The sequence below is a fragment of the Bradyrhizobium sp. INPA03-11B genome (assembly GCF_040446015.1).
Classification (GTDB): Bacteria; Pseudomonadota; Alphaproteobacteria; order Rhizobiales; family Xanthobacteraceae; genus Bradyrhizobium; species Bradyrhizobium macuxiense_A.
Genome location: NZ_JASGSR010000005.1, coordinates 44,124 through 57,678, shown reverse-complemented (window position 1 = coordinate 57,678; position 13,555 = coordinate 44,124). Strand labels below are relative to the sequence as shown.

At 64.9% G+C, this 13,555-nt stretch carries 15 protein-coding genes; 8 read left to right on the top strand and 7 right to left on the bottom strand.

Annotated elements, in window-relative coordinates; translation table 11 throughout:
* Positions 1-79: 79 nt before the first annotated feature.
* From pip to pqqA, 6 genes are all read right to left on the bottom strand, one after another.
* Positions 80-1,051: a prolyl aminopeptidase gene (gene pip / locus QMZ05_RS03290; protein ID WP_353699462.1), complete on the bottom strand. Its 972-nt coding sequence runs from the start codon at positions 1,049-1,051 to the stop codon at positions 80-82.
* Entirely contained in the window at positions 1,041-2,258 is a 1,218-nt protein-coding gene (pqqE, locus tag QMZ05_RS03285; RefSeq protein WP_353699461.1) for a pyrroloquinoline quinone biosynthesis protein PqqE, read from the bottom strand. Before pqqE ends, pip begins: the two co-directional genes overlap by 11 nt.
* Positions 2,255-2,563, bottom strand: coding sequence for a pyrroloquinoline quinone biosynthesis peptide chaperone PqqD (gene pqqD, locus QMZ05_RS03280; RefSeq protein WP_050422505.1), 309 nt, complete (start codon positions 2,561-2,563; stop codon positions 2,255-2,257). Before pqqD ends, pqqE begins: the two co-directional genes overlap by 4 nt.
* 10 nt (positions 2,564-2,573) lie before the next feature.
* On the bottom strand, positions 2,574-3,329 hold the full coding sequence (gene pqqC / locus QMZ05_RS03275) for a pyrroloquinoline-quinone synthase PqqC (RefSeq protein WP_353699517.1): 756 nt from the start codon (positions 3,327-3,329) through the stop codon (positions 2,574-2,576).
* Between the two features lie 20 nt (positions 3,330-3,349).
* The gene (pqqB, locus tag QMZ05_RS03270) at positions 3,350-4,279 is read right to left on the bottom strand and encodes a pyrroloquinoline quinone biosynthesis protein PqqB (RefSeq protein ID WP_353699460.1); all 930 of its coding nucleotides are present in this window, start codon (positions 4,277-4,279) and stop codon (positions 3,350-3,352) included.
* Positions 4,280-4,463: 184 nt separating this feature from the next.
* The gene (pqqA, locus tag QMZ05_RS03265) at positions 4,464-4,544 is read right to left on the bottom strand and encodes a pyrroloquinoline quinone precursor peptide PqqA (RefSeq protein ID WP_035635412.1); all 81 of its coding nucleotides are present in this window, start codon (positions 4,542-4,544) and stop codon (positions 4,464-4,466) included.
* 324 nt (positions 4,545-4,868) lie between these two features.
* Between pqqA and QMZ05_RS03260 the strand changes: the two genes are divergently transcribed.
* The 8 genes from QMZ05_RS03260 to QMZ05_RS03225 all read left to right on the top strand — a co-directional run bounded on the left by QMZ05_RS03260 (position 4,869) and on the right by QMZ05_RS03225 (position 11,988).
* The gene (locus QMZ05_RS03260; RefSeq protein ID WP_016839844.1) at positions 4,869-5,126 is read left to right on the top strand and encodes a hypothetical protein; all 258 of its coding nucleotides are present in this window, start codon (positions 4,869-4,871) and stop codon (positions 5,124-5,126) included.
* Positions 5,127-5,295: 169 nt separating this feature from the next.
* Positions 5,296-6,570 carry a PQQ-dependent sugar dehydrogenase gene (locus QMZ05_RS03255; RefSeq protein WP_353699459.1) on the top strand — a complete coding sequence of 425 codons (1,275 nt, stop codon included), beginning with the start codon at positions 5,296-5,298 and terminating at the stop codon, positions 6,568-6,570.
* Between the two features lie 121 nt (positions 6,571-6,691).
* Positions 6,692-7,261 carry a c-type cytochrome gene (locus tag QMZ05_RS03250; RefSeq protein WP_353699458.1) on the top strand — a complete coding sequence of 190 codons (570 nt, stop codon included), beginning with the start codon at positions 6,692-6,694 and terminating at the stop codon, positions 7,259-7,261.
* Positions 7,262-7,333: 72 nt separating this feature from the next.
* A complete protein-coding gene (locus QMZ05_RS03245) occupies positions 7,334-8,725 on the top strand; it encodes an amidase family protein (RefSeq protein WP_353699457.1) in 1,392 nt (463 codons plus the stop codon).
* Positions 8,726-8,727: 2 nt separating this feature from the next.
* Entirely contained in the window at positions 8,728-9,204 is a 477-nt protein-coding gene (locus QMZ05_RS03240) for a glutathione peroxidase (protein WP_353699456.1), read from the top strand.
* The gene (locus QMZ05_RS03235) at positions 9,201-9,461 is read left to right on the top strand and encodes a DUF3297 family protein (protein WP_050422511.1); all 261 of its coding nucleotides are present in this window, start codon (positions 9,201-9,203) and stop codon (positions 9,459-9,461) included. The genes QMZ05_RS03240 and QMZ05_RS03235 overlap by 4 nt, the downstream gene beginning before the upstream one ends.
* 135 nt (positions 9,462-9,596) lie before the next feature.
* Complete coding sequence (locus tag QMZ05_RS03230; RefSeq protein WP_353699455.1) at positions 9,597-10,766, top strand: mandelate racemase/muconate lactonizing enzyme family protein; 1,170 nt, start codon at positions 9,597-9,599, stop codon at positions 10,764-10,766.
* A gap of 166 nt (positions 10,767-10,932) precedes the next feature.
* Positions 10,933-11,988 carry a hypothetical protein gene (locus tag QMZ05_RS03225; protein WP_353699454.1) on the top strand — a complete coding sequence of 352 codons (1,056 nt, stop codon included), beginning with the start codon at positions 10,933-10,935 and terminating at the stop codon, positions 11,986-11,988.
* 152 nt (positions 11,989-12,140) lie between these two features.
* On the opposite strand, the gene QMZ05_RS03220 is transcribed toward QMZ05_RS03225, so the two are convergent.
* Complete coding sequence (locus QMZ05_RS03220) at positions 12,141-13,493, bottom strand: malonyl-CoA decarboxylase (protein WP_353699453.1); 1,353 nt, start codon at positions 13,491-13,493, stop codon at positions 12,141-12,143.
* Positions 13,494-13,555 lie beyond the last annotated feature (62 nt).

The window sequence follows — 13,555 nt, the reverse complement described above, 5'->3', positions numbered from 1 at the left end:
TGCGTCGATCTTGCCGATGCTCGAAAGGGTCCGGTTTACCCTCGTCAGCCGACGCGCGGAGGAATGCCGGGTGCCTTGGTCATGCTCTTGCCGCCAGGTCGGCGATCGCCTTCATTACGGCATTGCGGATGCCGGGATCGTAGAGGATGTGGCCTGCGCCATCGACGATGCGGACTTCGCTGCTCGGCCAGCGCGCGGCGAGCGCGTGCGACGTCGCGGGCGGGCACAGCAGGTCGTAGCGGCCCTGCACCAGGATGCCGGGAATCCCGGCGAGCTTGCCGGCCTCGTCCATGAGTTGGTGCGGCCGCATGAAGCAATCGTTGGCGAAGTAGTGCGCCTCCATGAACGGCGTCGAGGGCAGGGCGCCTGAGGCCTTGAGGTCGAGCCGCGTCTGCTTCGGGGTGTGCTCCGACAGCACACGTTCGGTGTCGTGCCAGGCGCGCGCGGCCGGCGCATGCACGGCGGCGTCGGGATCCAGGATGCGGCGGTAATAGGCCGCAAGCGGCGCCGCACGCTCGTGCTCGGGCAGGAAGTTGAGGAAGTCCTCCGAGAGATCGGGATAGAAGCGCGGCAAGGCGCGCAGGAAGACGTCTTCCAGCTCCTCGGCCGTGCCGAGGAATGTCGCGCGCAGCGCAAGGCCGCTGACGCGCTCGGGATGAGCCTGCGCATAAGCCAGCGCCAGCGTCGCGCCCCAGGAGCCGCCGGCCACCATCCAGCGCGCAAAGCCGAAGCGCTCGCGGATTTTCTCCATGTCCGCGATCAGGTGCTGCGTCGTGTTGTGGTCGCGGCTGCCCTTCGGCCGGCTGCGGCCGCAGCCGCGCTGGTCGAACAGCACGGCGTGGAAGCGCTCCGGATCGAACAGCCGGCGATGATCCGGCTGGCATCCGCTGCCGGGACCGCCATGCAGATAGACCGCAGGGATGCCGCCCTCGCGGCCGACGCTCTCGACGTGCAGATTGTGGCCGTCGCCGACATCGAGCCATTCCGACGTCAGCGGAGCAAAGGGATCGGATCGCCTGGCAGCCTTGCCGGCGTCGGCGTCAGGCGCCATGAGGTTTTTCCTGGTGGTCGTCCGTCTCCAGCGTGCCGCCGGCGAAGTTGCGATACAGGAAACGGTTCTGCGAGCCGGCGGATTCCCGCTCGGCCTGCTTGAAGATCTCCTCGTGCCGCGGCGACAGCGCGCAGGCCGGGTCGGTATTCCCGGCATCGCCGGTCAGCGCAAAGGCCTGGCAGCGGCAGCCGCCGTAATCGACCTCGCGGAATTCGCAGGATTTGCACGGCTCCGGCATCCAGCCGGTGCCGCGATAGCGGTTGAAGGCCTCCGAGTTCTGCCAGATCCAGGCGATCGAATGGTTCGAGCGCACCGATAAGAATTCGAGCCCGGTGATGCTTTCGGCGGCGTGGCACGGCAGCACCTTGCCGGCCGGCGAGATGTTGAAGAACTGGCGGCCCCAGCCGCCCATGCACTTCTTCGGCCGCAGCGCGTAATAGTCCGGCACCACATAGTCGATCGCGAGCGTGCCCTTCAGGCGAACTTGGGCTTCCTCGACGATGCGGCTGGTCTCCTCGATCTGCTCGACCGTCGGCATCAGCGCGGCGCGGTTCTTCAGCGCCCAGCCGTAATACTGCACATTGGCGACCTCGAGCCGGTCGGCGTCGAGGTCGACCGCCATCTGGATGATGTCGGGCAGCTGATGCAGGTTTTGCCGGTGCATCACGGCATTCACCGTGAGCGGCATGTCGAGCTCGCGGGTCCATTTCGCGACTTCGAGCTTCTTCCTGTGCGCGTCCTTCAGGCCTGCGACGCGGTCGGCAACCAGGGGTTCGTTGCCCTGGAAGCTGATCTGCACATGGCTGAGGCCGGCGTCGGCCAGCGCCGAAAGCTTGTCCTTGGTCAGCAGCACGGCCGAAGTGATCAGGTTGGAGTAGAGCCCGACATCGGTCGCGTGCTGCACCAGCTCGACGATGTCCTTGCGCGCGGTCGGCTCGCCGCCGGAGAAATGGATTTGCAGCACGCCGAGTTCGGCAAGCTCGCTCAGCACCTTCTTCCATTCCTCAGTGGTGAGCTCGGTCGAGCCACGGTCGAGCTCGACCGGGTTGGAGCAATACGGGCATTGCAGCGGGCAGCGATGGGTGATCTCGAGCAGCACCGCGAGCGGGATGCCGTAGGTCTCGGCCGCCGAGCGCGTTTGCTCGAGCACTGCGAGCCCGTCGGTTGGGCCTGCTGTCGTTGTCTTGTCGGCGAGCGTGTCACTCATGCTGTGCTCTCGCGCGCTTCGGTGAGAAAGCCCTTGTCGGCCAGGTCCTGCAACATCGCGATCACGTCGGTCGCGATCGCCTCGCGCGGGGCGGCGTATTTCTCTGCGAGCTGGTCGACCATCTCTGCGACGCTGCGCACGCCGTCGCAGAGATGCAAAACCTCGACCGCGATCTCATCCGGCGCCAGCACGCGCTCCGGCGCCAGGATCACCCAGACCTGCCGCGTCTCGTCGAATTTCAGCTTGGTGTGGCGCGGCAGCTTCGGCCGGCTGGTCTCGCTGACGCTGATATTGCGGCTGGCCATGATGTTGTCCTCAAGCCGTCTTCGGCACGAAGGCGCCGGGCGGAATCTGGCCGTCGACGTACGCGTGATAGAGCGCGTCGAGCTGCACCCACAGCACGTTGGTCTTGAAGATCAGCGCGTTGCAGACAGCCTCGCGCTCGGCCGGCGTCCTGGCATGCTGCTTGACGTATTCGAGTGCAAAGCCGGCGTCGCGCGGCGCCTGAGTCAGGCGGCGGCTGAAATAGCTCATGATGTCGGGGTTGACGAAGTCGTAATGCTTCAGCATCCCCGAGATGCGCTCCTCATGCAGGTTCGGCGCGAACAATTCGGTGAGCGAGGAGGCGATCGCCTCCAGCGGCGTGCGGTCGCGGCAGAAATGCACATAGGCCTCCACGGCAAAGCGGGTCGCCGGCAGAATGCCTTCGGTGGATTCGACGTAGGCGGTATCGAGGCCGAGCCCTTCGGTCAGCTTCAGCCAACGCTCGATGCCGCCCTCATTGCCGAGATCGCCGTCATGATCCTCGATGCGGTGGCGCCATTCGATCCGCGTGTTGCGGTCGCGGAAGCGCGAGATCACCATCGCGTCCTTCAGCGGGATCGTGCTCTGGTAGTAATAGCGGTTCAGCGCCCAGGCCTGGACCTGGCCCTTGTTGAGCTTGCCGCCGTGCAGCAGGCGGTGGAACGGGTGCAGGCTGTGATAGCGCGTCGCACCGATGGTGCGCAGCGTCGCCTCCATCTCCTCGGCAGTTTCGAGCGTGATGCCCTTGCCGATCGAGAGCGCGGTCATTCCTGAGGTCAGCACGACATTCACAGCACGATCTCCGTTCCGTCGGAGGGAATCTGCCAGCCCGCCTGTTCGGCCGCCTTGCGTTCGGCTGAGGTCCCAAGCAGCGCCGGGTTGGAGTTGTTGATATGCAAAAACACTTTTCGTCCGATGTCGAGCCCGGCGAGGCTTGCGATCGCGCCCTGATCGCCCGACATCGCGATATGTCCCATGCCCTGGCCGGTCTTGTTGCCGAGCCCTGCCGCGATCAGCTCGTCGTCGCGCCACACCGTGCCGTCGAAGAACACTAGGGGCGCGCCCTTGAGCCGTGCTTTCAGGTCGTCGGTCACACGGGCGCAGGCGGCCAGGAAGTAGAAATATTTGCCGCTGCGCTTGTCCGCAATACGCAGGCCGAGCGTATCGCCGGCACCGTCGGCGCCCGCCGGGTGCGCCTTGCCCTCGAGATACCATGCGCCCTTGCCGGGAACCTCGAACGGCAGCACCTCGAGCCCGGACGGCGATCCATCGGGCAGGGCCGGCTCGAAAGCCCGGTCGACCGCGATTGGCAGGCGGGTCACGTTCTTTTCGCTGAGCACGTTGAAGATGCTGTTGGAGCGCAGGATCGCCAGCACCCGTTCATGGGCGTAGATCGCGAACGGCGAGCCCTCGCGCATCGACAGCAGCCCGGTGACGGCATCGATCTCGCCATTGGTGAGGATGACGCCCGCGATCGGGCTGTGGCGCAGCGCGCCGGGCTTCGGATGGAGCTGCGGCGTTGCGATCAGCTGCTGACGGAGATCGGGGGAGGCGTTGACCAGGAACCAGTGCGCGCCATCGCCGCTGACGGCGATCGAGGCTTGCGTGCTCTGCAATTCGGGATGGTCGCTTCGTGCCGTCCTGCAGACGGCACAGCCGCAGTTCCACTGCGGAACGCCGCCACCCGCCGCGGCACCCAGGACGACGACACGAAGCATGATCCGTCCCCTGGAGAGTTTCACTCTGAAGTTTGACTTCAACCCAGAACTTGGACCCAGAACTTGGACCCAGAAACGTTACGAGGTGGACTCCGGCTTTGGAACACACCCCCATGCTCGGGAGCGCGTTACGCCCGGATGTCCACCTGCGCTAAAACGCTAAACGTGTATAGGGCGCTGCCGCTTACTTGCGGGTAGCGCACATATACATGTTGATTTCCATGCCGACCGACACTTCGACGATCTTCGGTGCTTTCCAGGCCATTAGGCTCTCCTTGTTGCAACCGGACGAACTTTCCGCCCTGCAGGTAAATTACTGTGGTTGGAAAAGTTCGCCACTTAAATTTTTCGCTAGGCGCCCTGCGGAACGGTATGCTGCACTGCGGAAGGCAAATCCGGCTCACTCACAAATTTGTGCGCGCATTTCCCGTCAAAACCCGGTGCCATCAGACCTTTTTCCTGTTGTTCGCCACACGGTGAATGGTGATCTTGGACTAAGAGACAGGGGCCAGATGATCCTCCGAAGGTCCTGATGACGATTCTGTGCTTCCCGGTGACGGGAAGCGACTAACCGAGCCGAGTTCAGCCGATGCCACGCTATTTCTTCAATACCCGTATCGGCGACGAGCTGATCTCCGATCCCGACGGCGAAATCCTGCGCGATCCGGATCGCGCGTGGGAGATGGCGCGGGCGATGATTCGCGAGCTGCTCAAGACCGAGGGTGCCGACGGCGCGTTGCTCAGCGCGGTCATCGAGGTGACCGACGACGAGGGCGAGATCGTGCTGGAGTTTCCCTTCACCGAGGCGATCCTCGATCGTCCGGACCGCTCCATGACAAGGCACTGACGCGCGCTGACAAAGGCCGCCCGGCTACAACCATGCGTTGGCCGATGTCGGCATGTTTCCGATTGCAATTGTCCGGACAAATTCGCAAGACTATGAACGGAAAGCCTGACGGCGCCGATCGACATCAATGGCGCGATGAACAAAGGCTTCCACCCAGGGGAGAACATCCATGAAAAATCACTCGTTCGCACCGCGCAGCCTTGTGCTGGCCGGGGCCATGCTGGGCGCGTTCACGCTCTCTGCTGCGGCGCAGCAGCCGACCGCCGCGCCCGCCGCAGGTGCGGCTCCGGCCGCCCAGCCGCTGCCGCCGGGCTCGCCCTTGATCGGACGTCCGGACAATGAAGCTGCCGCCAAGCTCGCGCCGGTGGCGCCGCCGCCGCTGCCATCGGCGCCCGACAAGCTGCCGCTCGCCAAGCTCAAGGTGCCGGCCGGCTTCAATGTCGAGGTCTACGCCGCCGGCATGGCCAATGCGCGCTCGCTGGCGCTCGGCGACAAGGGCACCGTGTTCGTCGGCAGCCGGCTCGTCGACAAGGTCTATGCAATCGTCAACAAGGATGGCAAGCGCTCGGTCAAGGTGATCGCCTCCGGCCTCTATCGTCCGAACGGCGTCGCCTTCAAGGACGGCACGCTCTACATCGCCGAGCTCTCGAAGGTCTCCAAGATCGACAAGATCGAGGACAATCTGGACAACCCGCCGAAGCCGACCGTCATCTACGACAAGCTGCCGAAGGACGAGGCGCATGGCTGGAAGTTCATCGCCATCGGTCCCGACAACAAGCTCTATGTCCCGGTCGGCCAGCCCGGCAACAACGTGCTGCATGACGCCGACCACGGCCAGATCCGCCGCATGAATCTCGACGGCTCCGGCGCCGAGGTCTATGCGCTCGGCGTGCGCAACTCGGTCGGCTTCGACTGGAATCCCGAGACCAAGCAGATGTACTTCACCGACAATGGCCGCGACTGGCTGTCCGAGACGGTGCCGGAAGACGAGCTCAACCGCATCACCAAGGCGGGCGAGGATTTCGGCGCGCCGTTCTGCTACCAGGGCAACATCATCGATCAGGAGCTCGGCTGGGGCAAGAACTGCAAGGACTACACGCCGCCGGTCGGCCTGATGGGCCCGCATACCGCTTCGCTCGGCATGCGCTTCTACACCGGCAGCCAGTTCCCGAAGACCTACAAGAACGTGATCTTCGTCGCGCGTCACGGCTCCTGGAACAAGTCGCAGAAGCAGGGCGGCGACGTCGTCGCCGTGAGGCTGAACAAGGACGGCACCGTGAAGTCGATCGAGCCGTTCATGACCGGCTTCCTCGAGGACAACAAGTATGTCGGCCGCCCGGTCGACGTGATGCTGCTGAAGGACGGCTCGCTGCTGGTCTCCGACGACTGGAACGGCGCGGTCTATCGCGTCAGCTACGGCAAGCCGAAGGTCGCCAATCAATAAGCCGAAAGTCTAGCCATCGTCATTGCGAGCGAAGCGAAGCAATCCATTCCGCCACCTGCGGCGATGTGGATTGCTTCGTCGCTTCGCTCCTCGCAATGACGGAACATGCCGGGAGAGGCCAATGCAAAAAATAATCATCGCAGTCCTGGCACTCGCCGCACTCAGCTTCTCCGCCAATGCGGAGACCATCCAGGAACGCGCCGTGGCGTGCTTCGCCTGCCATGGCGAGCACGGCACGTCGGAGACCGAGAATACGCCCTCGCTCGGCGGCCAGCAGGCGCCCTATGCGCTGATCCAGCTGTTCATGTTTCGCGAGAAGCTCAGGGTATTCGACCCGATGAACGAGATGGCGAAGCCGATGACCGACGACGATTTGCGCAGCTTCTCGGATTTCGTCGCCACCCTGCCGAAGCCGACGCCGCCCGCGGATGCCGGCGATCCGGCGCGGATGGCGCGCGGCCAGGCGCTGGCGCAGCAGAACCGCTGCAACAGCTGCCACAACACCGATTTCTCCGGCAAGGACAACGTCCCCCGCATCGCCAACCAGCGCGAGGACTACCTCGCCAAGACGCTGGCCGAATACAAGGACAACAGCCGCCACGGCTACGACGCCACCATGGCGGACGTGATGCAGACGGTCACCAAGGAGCAGATCGGCGACCTTGCCTATTACATCGCGCATTTCCGCTGACCGGCTACGCGGCGGGAAGCTGGCCTTGTCCTCCGTGCGGCGCTAAAACGCCATCGTCATACGGAGTGTCTCATGCAGGATCTTTGGCGTCTGTCGGCAACCGAGCTCGCCGGCCTCATCAAAACGAAGAAGGTATCGGCGAAGGAAGCCGCGGAGGCCGGGCTCGCCCGGCTCGATGCGGTCAACCCGAAGATCAACGCGGTGGTCGATCACCGGCCGGACGACGTGCTGGCGCAGGCGGCGAAGGTCGATGCGGCAATTGCGCGCGGTGAGACGGTGGGGCCGCTCGCCGGCGTGCCGATCACGATCAAGGTCAATGTCGACCAGGAGGGCTACGCCACCACCAACGGGCTGAAGGCGCAGCGCGACCTGATCGCCAAGGCCGATAACCCGGTGGTCGCCAATCTGCGCAAGGCCGGCGCGGTGCTGCTCGGCCGCACCAATTGTCCGGCGGTGTCCTATCGCTGGTTCACCACCAACCTCATTCACGGCGACACCAAGAACCCGCGCGATCCCGGCATCACGCCGGGCGGGTCGTCGGGCGGCGCGGGCTCCGCGGTCGCGGCCGGCATCGGTCACATCGCCCATGGCACCGATATCGCCGGCTCGATCCGCTATCCGGCCTATGCCTGCGGCGTGCACGGCCTGCGGCCGAGCATGGGCCGCATTCCGGCCTTCAACGCGGCATTGCCGGAGCGGCCGATCGGCCCGCAGATCAGCGCGGTCTCGGGCCCGCTGGCGCGCACCGTGAACGATCTGCGGATCTCGCTCGCGGCGATGTCGGCGCCGGATTATCGCGATCCCTGGTACGCGCCGGTGCCGCTCGAGGGCCCGCCGCGCGAGAAGCGCGTTGCAATGTGCCTCAATCCCGATGGTCTCAACCCGGTGCCGGAAGTGGTCGCCGCGGTCGCCGATGCCGGCAAACGTCTGCAAGCTGCCGGCTGGATCGTCGAGGAGATCGCCGACACGCCGCCGCTGCGCGAGGCGGCCGAGATCCAGACCCGGCTGTGGCTCGGCGACGGCTACGAGGCGCAGCTTGCGTTTGCCGAGCGCGAGGGCGATCCCGGCGCGCTGGCCTGCCTGCGCGGCGTCCGCTCAAGGGTGCATCCGTTCGACCTGTCGCAGGCGCTGACCCGCCGCGCCACGCTGACCCGCGAATGGTTTGCCTTCCTCGACAAATATCCGGTGCTGCTGATGCCGGTGTCCGGCGAACTGCCGTTCCCCGATCATCTCGACCGCAAGGACGAGGCCTCGTTCGCGCGAGTGTGGCACGCGCAGCTGCCGCAGATCGCGATCCCGTTCATGGGGCTTCCCGGGCTCGTCGTCTCCACCGGGCTGGTGGGACGGATTCCAGTCGGCGTGCAACTGGTGGCGGCCCGCTACCGCGAGGATCTCTGTCTCGCCGCGGGCGAGGCGGTTGAGGCCGGCGGCACGCCGTCGGCTGCGATCGATCCGGTGACCTGAAGATGGCGACCGTCTACGATTTCACCGCCAAGTCGCTCGCCGGCGAGGACATGCCGTTGCGGCAGTTCGAGGGGCAAGTGCTCTTGATCGTGAACACGGCGAGCGCCTGCGGGTTCACGCCGCAATACAAGGGCCTGCAGGAGCTGCACGCCGGGCTCTCGTCGCGCGGCTTTGCCGTGCTCGGCTTCCCCTGCAACCAGTTCGGTGCACAGGAGCCGGGGACGGCGGCGCAGATCGCCACCTTCTGCGAGACCAACTACGCCGTGACGTTTCCGATGTTCGCCAAGATCGACGTCAATGGCTCAGGTGCGCATCCATTGTACGAACACCTGAAACGTGAGAAGTCGGGCCTGCTCGGGCCGGCGATCAAATGGAACTTCACCAAGTTTCTGGTCGATCGCGCCGGCAAGGTCGTGGCGCGGCATGCGCCGACCGCCCGGCCCGAAGGATTGAAGAAGGAAATCGAGGCGCTGCTATGAGCGACGACACCAACGACCAATTCCCCGACCGCCTCTCGGTCGATCCGAACAGCCCGTATTACAACGCGGAGATTCTCGCCCGTGATGTCGGCATCCGCTTCAAGGGCGCCGAGAAGACCAATGTCGAGGAGTACTGCATCAGCGAAGGCTGGGTGCGGGTCACCGCCGGCAATGCCAAGGACCGTTACGGCAATCCGCTGACCATCAAGGTGCATGGGCCGGTCGAGCCGTATTTCCGGGACAAGGCGAAGTCCTGAGCAGACTCCACCGCCGTCATTGCGAGCGCAGCGAAGCAATCCATCGCGCCGCAAGCTGAAACGTGGATTGCTTCGTCGCTTCGCTCCTCGCAATGACGATGAGGAGGCGGCAAGTCCAACTTTGAAGGCGCAAGCATGTCCGTCCGCATCGTCGACGTCCGCGAGGTGACGAAACCGATCTCCTCGCCGATTCGCAACGCCTATATCGACTTCACCAAGATGACCTCGAGCCTGGTTGCCGTGGTCACCGATGTGGTGCGCGACGGCAAGCGGGTGGTCGGTTACGGCTTCAATTCCAACGGCCGTTACGGGCAGGGCGGTCTGATCCGCGAGCGCTTTGCGCCGCGGCTTAAGGAAGCCGATCCGAAAGCGTTGCTCGATGCCACCGGCGACAATCTCGATCCGGACAAGGTCTGGTCGAGGCTGATGTCGAACGAGAAGCCGGGCGGGCACGGCGAGCGTTCGGTCGCGGTCGGCACAATCGACATGGCAGTGTGGGACGCGGTGGCGAAGATCGCGGGCAAGCCGCTGTTCCGGCTGCTTGCCGAGCGCCACGGTGTGAGCGCCAATCCGCGCGTGTTCGTCTACGCCGCCGGCGGCTATTATTATCCGGGCAAGGATCTCGGCGCGCTGCGCAAGGAGATGCGCGGCTATCTCGACCGCGGCTACAACGTCGTGAAGATGAAGATCGGCGGCGCGCCGCTCGCCGAGGATCGCGAGCGCATCGAGGCGGTGCTCAAGGAGATCGGCAGCGACGCGCGGCTTGCAGTCGACGCCAATGGCCGCTTCGATCTGGAGACCGCGATCGCCTACGCCAAGATGCTGCGGGAGTATCCGCTGTTCTGGTACGAGGAGGCCGGCGATCCGCTCGATTATGCGTTGCAGGCCGCGCTGGCTGAATTCTATCCCGGCGCGATGGCGACCGGCGAGAACCTGTTCAGCCACCAGGATGCGCGGAACCTGATCCGCTATGGCGGCATGCGGCCGGACCGCGACTGGCTGCAATTCGACTGCGCGCTGTCCTACGGGCTCAGCGAGTATCAGCGCACGCTCGAGGTGCTGAAGACCCACGGCTGGTCGCCGAGCCGCTGCATCCCGCATGGCGGCCACCAGATGTCGCTCAACATTGCGGCCGGCCTTGGCCTCGGCGGCAATGAAAGCTACCCCGACCTGTTCCAGCCCTATGGCGGCTTCCCGGACGGCGTCCGCGTCGAGGGTGGCCACATCGTCATGCCCGACCTCCCGGGCATCGGCTTCGAGGGCAAGTCGGATCTCTACAAGGAAATGAAGGCGCTGGCCGATTAGCCAGCGCCCATCCGGTCAGCCCGGCAGGCTCCGGTCCGCTTGCAGAATAATTTGAGCAACGCTCAATAAAATATTGAACGTCGCTCACGTTCCGATATACTCATGCTGGAGAGGCGCCTTGTCCGAGATTGGGCAGGCGCCAGAACCGGACCATGAGGATCGCCGCATGCCATATTCAGCGAAGAGTCTCCGGGAAGCTGCCGATGCCGGGGTGATAAGCGCGGCTGATCTGGACCGGCTGCTCGCCTTCCTTGTCAGCCATGAAGGGCAGGGCGACGCCAGCCCGGCGGCCGCCAGGTTCGATGCCGCCCATGTGCTCTGGTACGCCGGCGCGCTGATCGTGATCGGCGCCATGGGTCTGTTCTCGACCCTGGCGTTCACCCAGATGGGCGGCCGGGCGCTCACGGCCTGCGCAATCGCCTACGCCACCGCTTTCGGCGTGGCCGGTCACCATCTCTGGTACGGCAGGAATCTGCGGGTTCCAGGCGGCCTATTGATCGCGATCGCGGTCTCGATGGCGCCGCTTGCGGTCTATGGCATCCAGGACGAGCTCGGCTGGTGGGGCAAGTTCGGCAAGCCCGGAACCGTGCAGGACTTCTACGTCTGGGTGAAGGGCAGCTGGATCTTCATGGAGCTCGCGACGGTTGCCGCCGGCGTCGTCGCGCTGCGCTACTTCCGCTTCGCCTTCATCGTCGCGATCATCGCATTCGCGCTGTGGTTCATGTCGATGGACCTGGCGCCGTGGTTCAGCGGCACGGCCCATGCCGACTTCGAGACGCAGCGCCGTGTGTCGGTGTGGTTCGGATTGGCTGTCCTCGCGGTGGCCTGGATCGTGGACTATCGCAGCAGCAACCGCGACTTTGCGTTCTGGCTGCATCTGTTCGGTCTGATGGCGTTCTGGGGCGGAATCACCGCGTCCTCAAGTTCAACCGAACTGGGCAAAGCGATCTACTGCCTGCTCAATGTCGGCCTCATCGTGATCGCGGTGATCTTGATGCGGCGTGCCTATGCGGTGTTCGGCGCGTTCGGCATCTGCCTCTACCTCGGCCATCTCGCCGACGTCGTGTTCAAGGACTCGCTGTGGTTTCCGTTCTCGCTGTCGCTGATCGGAATTGCGGTGATCGCCGCGGGCCTGCTCTACCATCGCAACGAGCGTGCGATCGCCGTCTGGCTCGAAGCGCATCTGCCGGCAGGACTGCGGCCGCGATCCGCAACGGCGTGAGGGCACGCGCGCACGGTGCGGCTGACCGTGTGAGCGAAGCTCTAGGAGCTCGTCATTGCGAGGAGCGAAGCGACGAAGCAATCCATACTTCCGCTGTGGGACTATGGATTGCTTCGCTTCGCTCGCAATGACAGGGAGTGAGCAGTGGCCTACTACGACAGCCGCATGTCCAACAGCCGCCGGCCTTCGCCCTTCAGCAGCTTCTTCACCGCGCTCGAGGCGATCACCTCGCCATTGTTGGCATAGGCCTCGTGGTTCTTCTCGATGTCGTCGAGGCGGTAGAGGTAGTTGACCATGACGCCGGCGGATTCGCGCAGGCCCTTGGGCGAGAGGTCGCCGAGCCAGTTGATCCGCTCCAGCCGCGCGCCATTGCCGAGATGGAAACGCGCCACCGAATCGATCAGTCGGCCCTTCGGCGTGCGCGCCTTCAGGAAGTAATAGGCGGCGAGCGGCTCCAGCACGGCGCGCAATTGCGTGGCGAGCTCGGCGTTCTCGGGCCAGTCGGGCTTGCCGAGGCTCTCCAGCAGCTGGCGGTCCTCGTCGGTCAGCGGCACGTCATCGGCCTGCTTGACCCATTGCATGAAGCCCGGCACCGGCGACAGCGTCACGAAATTGTCGAGCTTCGGCAATTCGCGGCGCAGTTCCTCGACCACCTGCTTGATCAGGAAGCTGCCGAACGAGATGCCGCCGAGGCCGCGCTGGGTGTTGGAGATCGAATAGAACACAGCGGTGCGGGCCTTCTCGACCGGCACCGGCTCGCGCTCTTCCGCCAGCAGCGGCGCGATCGCCCCCGGAATCGCTTCGGTCAGCGCAACCTCGACGAAGATCAAGGGCTCGTCGGCCAGCGCCGGGTGGAAGAATGCGTAACAGCGGCGATCGATCGGATCGATGCGGCGGCGCAGGTCGTCCCAGTCGCGGATCTCATGCACCGCCTCATAGCGGATGATCTTCTCCAGAATATTGGCCGGCGACGACCAGTCTATCCTGCGCAGCACGAGGAATCCCCTGTTGAACCAGGACGAGAGCAGGTGCACCACGTCGCGATCGAGCGCGGCGAGATCCTTGTTGCCCTTCATCAGTGAAAGCAGATCCGAGCGGATCGACACCAGCTCGCCGGTGCCGCCCGGCGCGCGGTTGAGCCGGCGGATCAGTTCCTGGCGGCGCGGCTCGGAGGCGAAATGCAGGTCGCTGGCGTCGTCGCCATTGGCCTTGGCGCGCCAGCTCTCGATCGCCTGGGTCAGCTTGGCGTGATCGGGACCGAAATCGCGGGCCAGCGTCTGGAAGAACGACAGGCGGCCGGCGGCGTCGAGGTGGTGGTAGCGGTCGAGCACTTCGCGCGCCATCGCGGTGCCGGAGGCCTCGCCCCGGCCGGACAGCAGCGCCTCGCACAATTCCAGCAGCTCGGACGCATCCTGCTTGTCATCGGCCGGGCTGGCGCGGCCGAGCAGGACGCGGCCGCGTTCGGAGATCGTCGAGAGCAGATCGGAGAAGAAAGCGTTGGCCATTTACAGGTCGTATCCAGCGGGTCGTATCCAGTGAAGCCGGACCTTACACGGGATTTAAGGTC

Excerpts from the sequence above, each read along its gene's own strand:
- pip (WP_353699462.1), bottom strand. The coding sequence starts at position 1,051 with ATGGCGCCTGACGCCGACGCCGGCAAGGCTGCCAGGCGATCCGATCCC.
- pqqE (WP_353699461.1), bottom strand. The coding sequence starts at position 2,258 with ATGAGTGACACGCTCGCCGACAAGACAACGACAGCAGGCCCAACCGAC.
- pqqD (WP_050422505.1), bottom strand. The coding sequence starts at position 2,563 with ATGGCCAGCCGCAATATCAGCGTCAGCGAGACCAGCCGGCCGAAGCTG.
- pqqC (WP_353699517.1), bottom strand. The coding sequence starts at position 3,329 with ATGACCGCGCTCTCGATCGGCAAGGGCATCACGCTCGAAACTGCCGAG.
- pqqB (WP_353699460.1), bottom strand. The coding sequence starts at position 4,279 with ATGCTTCGTGTCGTCGTCCTGGGTGCCGCGGCGGGTGGCGGCGTTCCG.
- pqqA (WP_035635412.1), bottom strand. The coding sequence starts at position 4,544 with ATGGCCTGGAAAGCACCGAAGATCGTCGAAGTGTCGGTCGGCATGGAA.
- QMZ05_RS03260 (WP_016839844.1), top strand. The coding sequence starts at position 4,869 with ATGCCACGCTATTTCTTCAATACCCGTATCGGCGACGAGCTGATCTCC.
- QMZ05_RS03255 (WP_353699459.1), top strand. The coding sequence starts at position 5,296 with ATGAAAAATCACTCGTTCGCACCGCGCAGCCTTGTGCTGGCCGGGGCC.
- QMZ05_RS03250 (WP_353699458.1), top strand. The coding sequence starts at position 6,692 with ATGCAAAAAATAATCATCGCAGTCCTGGCACTCGCCGCACTCAGCTTC.
- QMZ05_RS03245 (WP_353699457.1), top strand. The coding sequence starts at position 7,334 with ATGCAGGATCTTTGGCGTCTGTCGGCAACCGAGCTCGCCGGCCTCATC.
- QMZ05_RS03240 (WP_353699456.1), top strand. The coding sequence starts at position 8,728 with ATGGCGACCGTCTACGATTTCACCGCCAAGTCGCTCGCCGGCGAGGAC.
- QMZ05_RS03235 (WP_050422511.1), top strand. The coding sequence starts at position 9,201 with ATGAGCGACGACACCAACGACCAATTCCCCGACCGCCTCTCGGTCGAT.
- QMZ05_RS03230 (WP_353699455.1), top strand. The coding sequence starts at position 9,597 with ATGTCCGTCCGCATCGTCGACGTCCGCGAGGTGACGAAACCGATCTCC.
- QMZ05_RS03225 (WP_353699454.1), top strand. The coding sequence starts at position 10,933 with ATGCCATATTCAGCGAAGAGTCTCCGGGAAGCTGCCGATGCCGGGGTG.
- QMZ05_RS03220 (WP_353699453.1), bottom strand. The coding sequence starts at position 13,493 with ATGGCCAACGCTTTCTTCTCCGATCTGCTCTCGACGATCTCCGAACGC.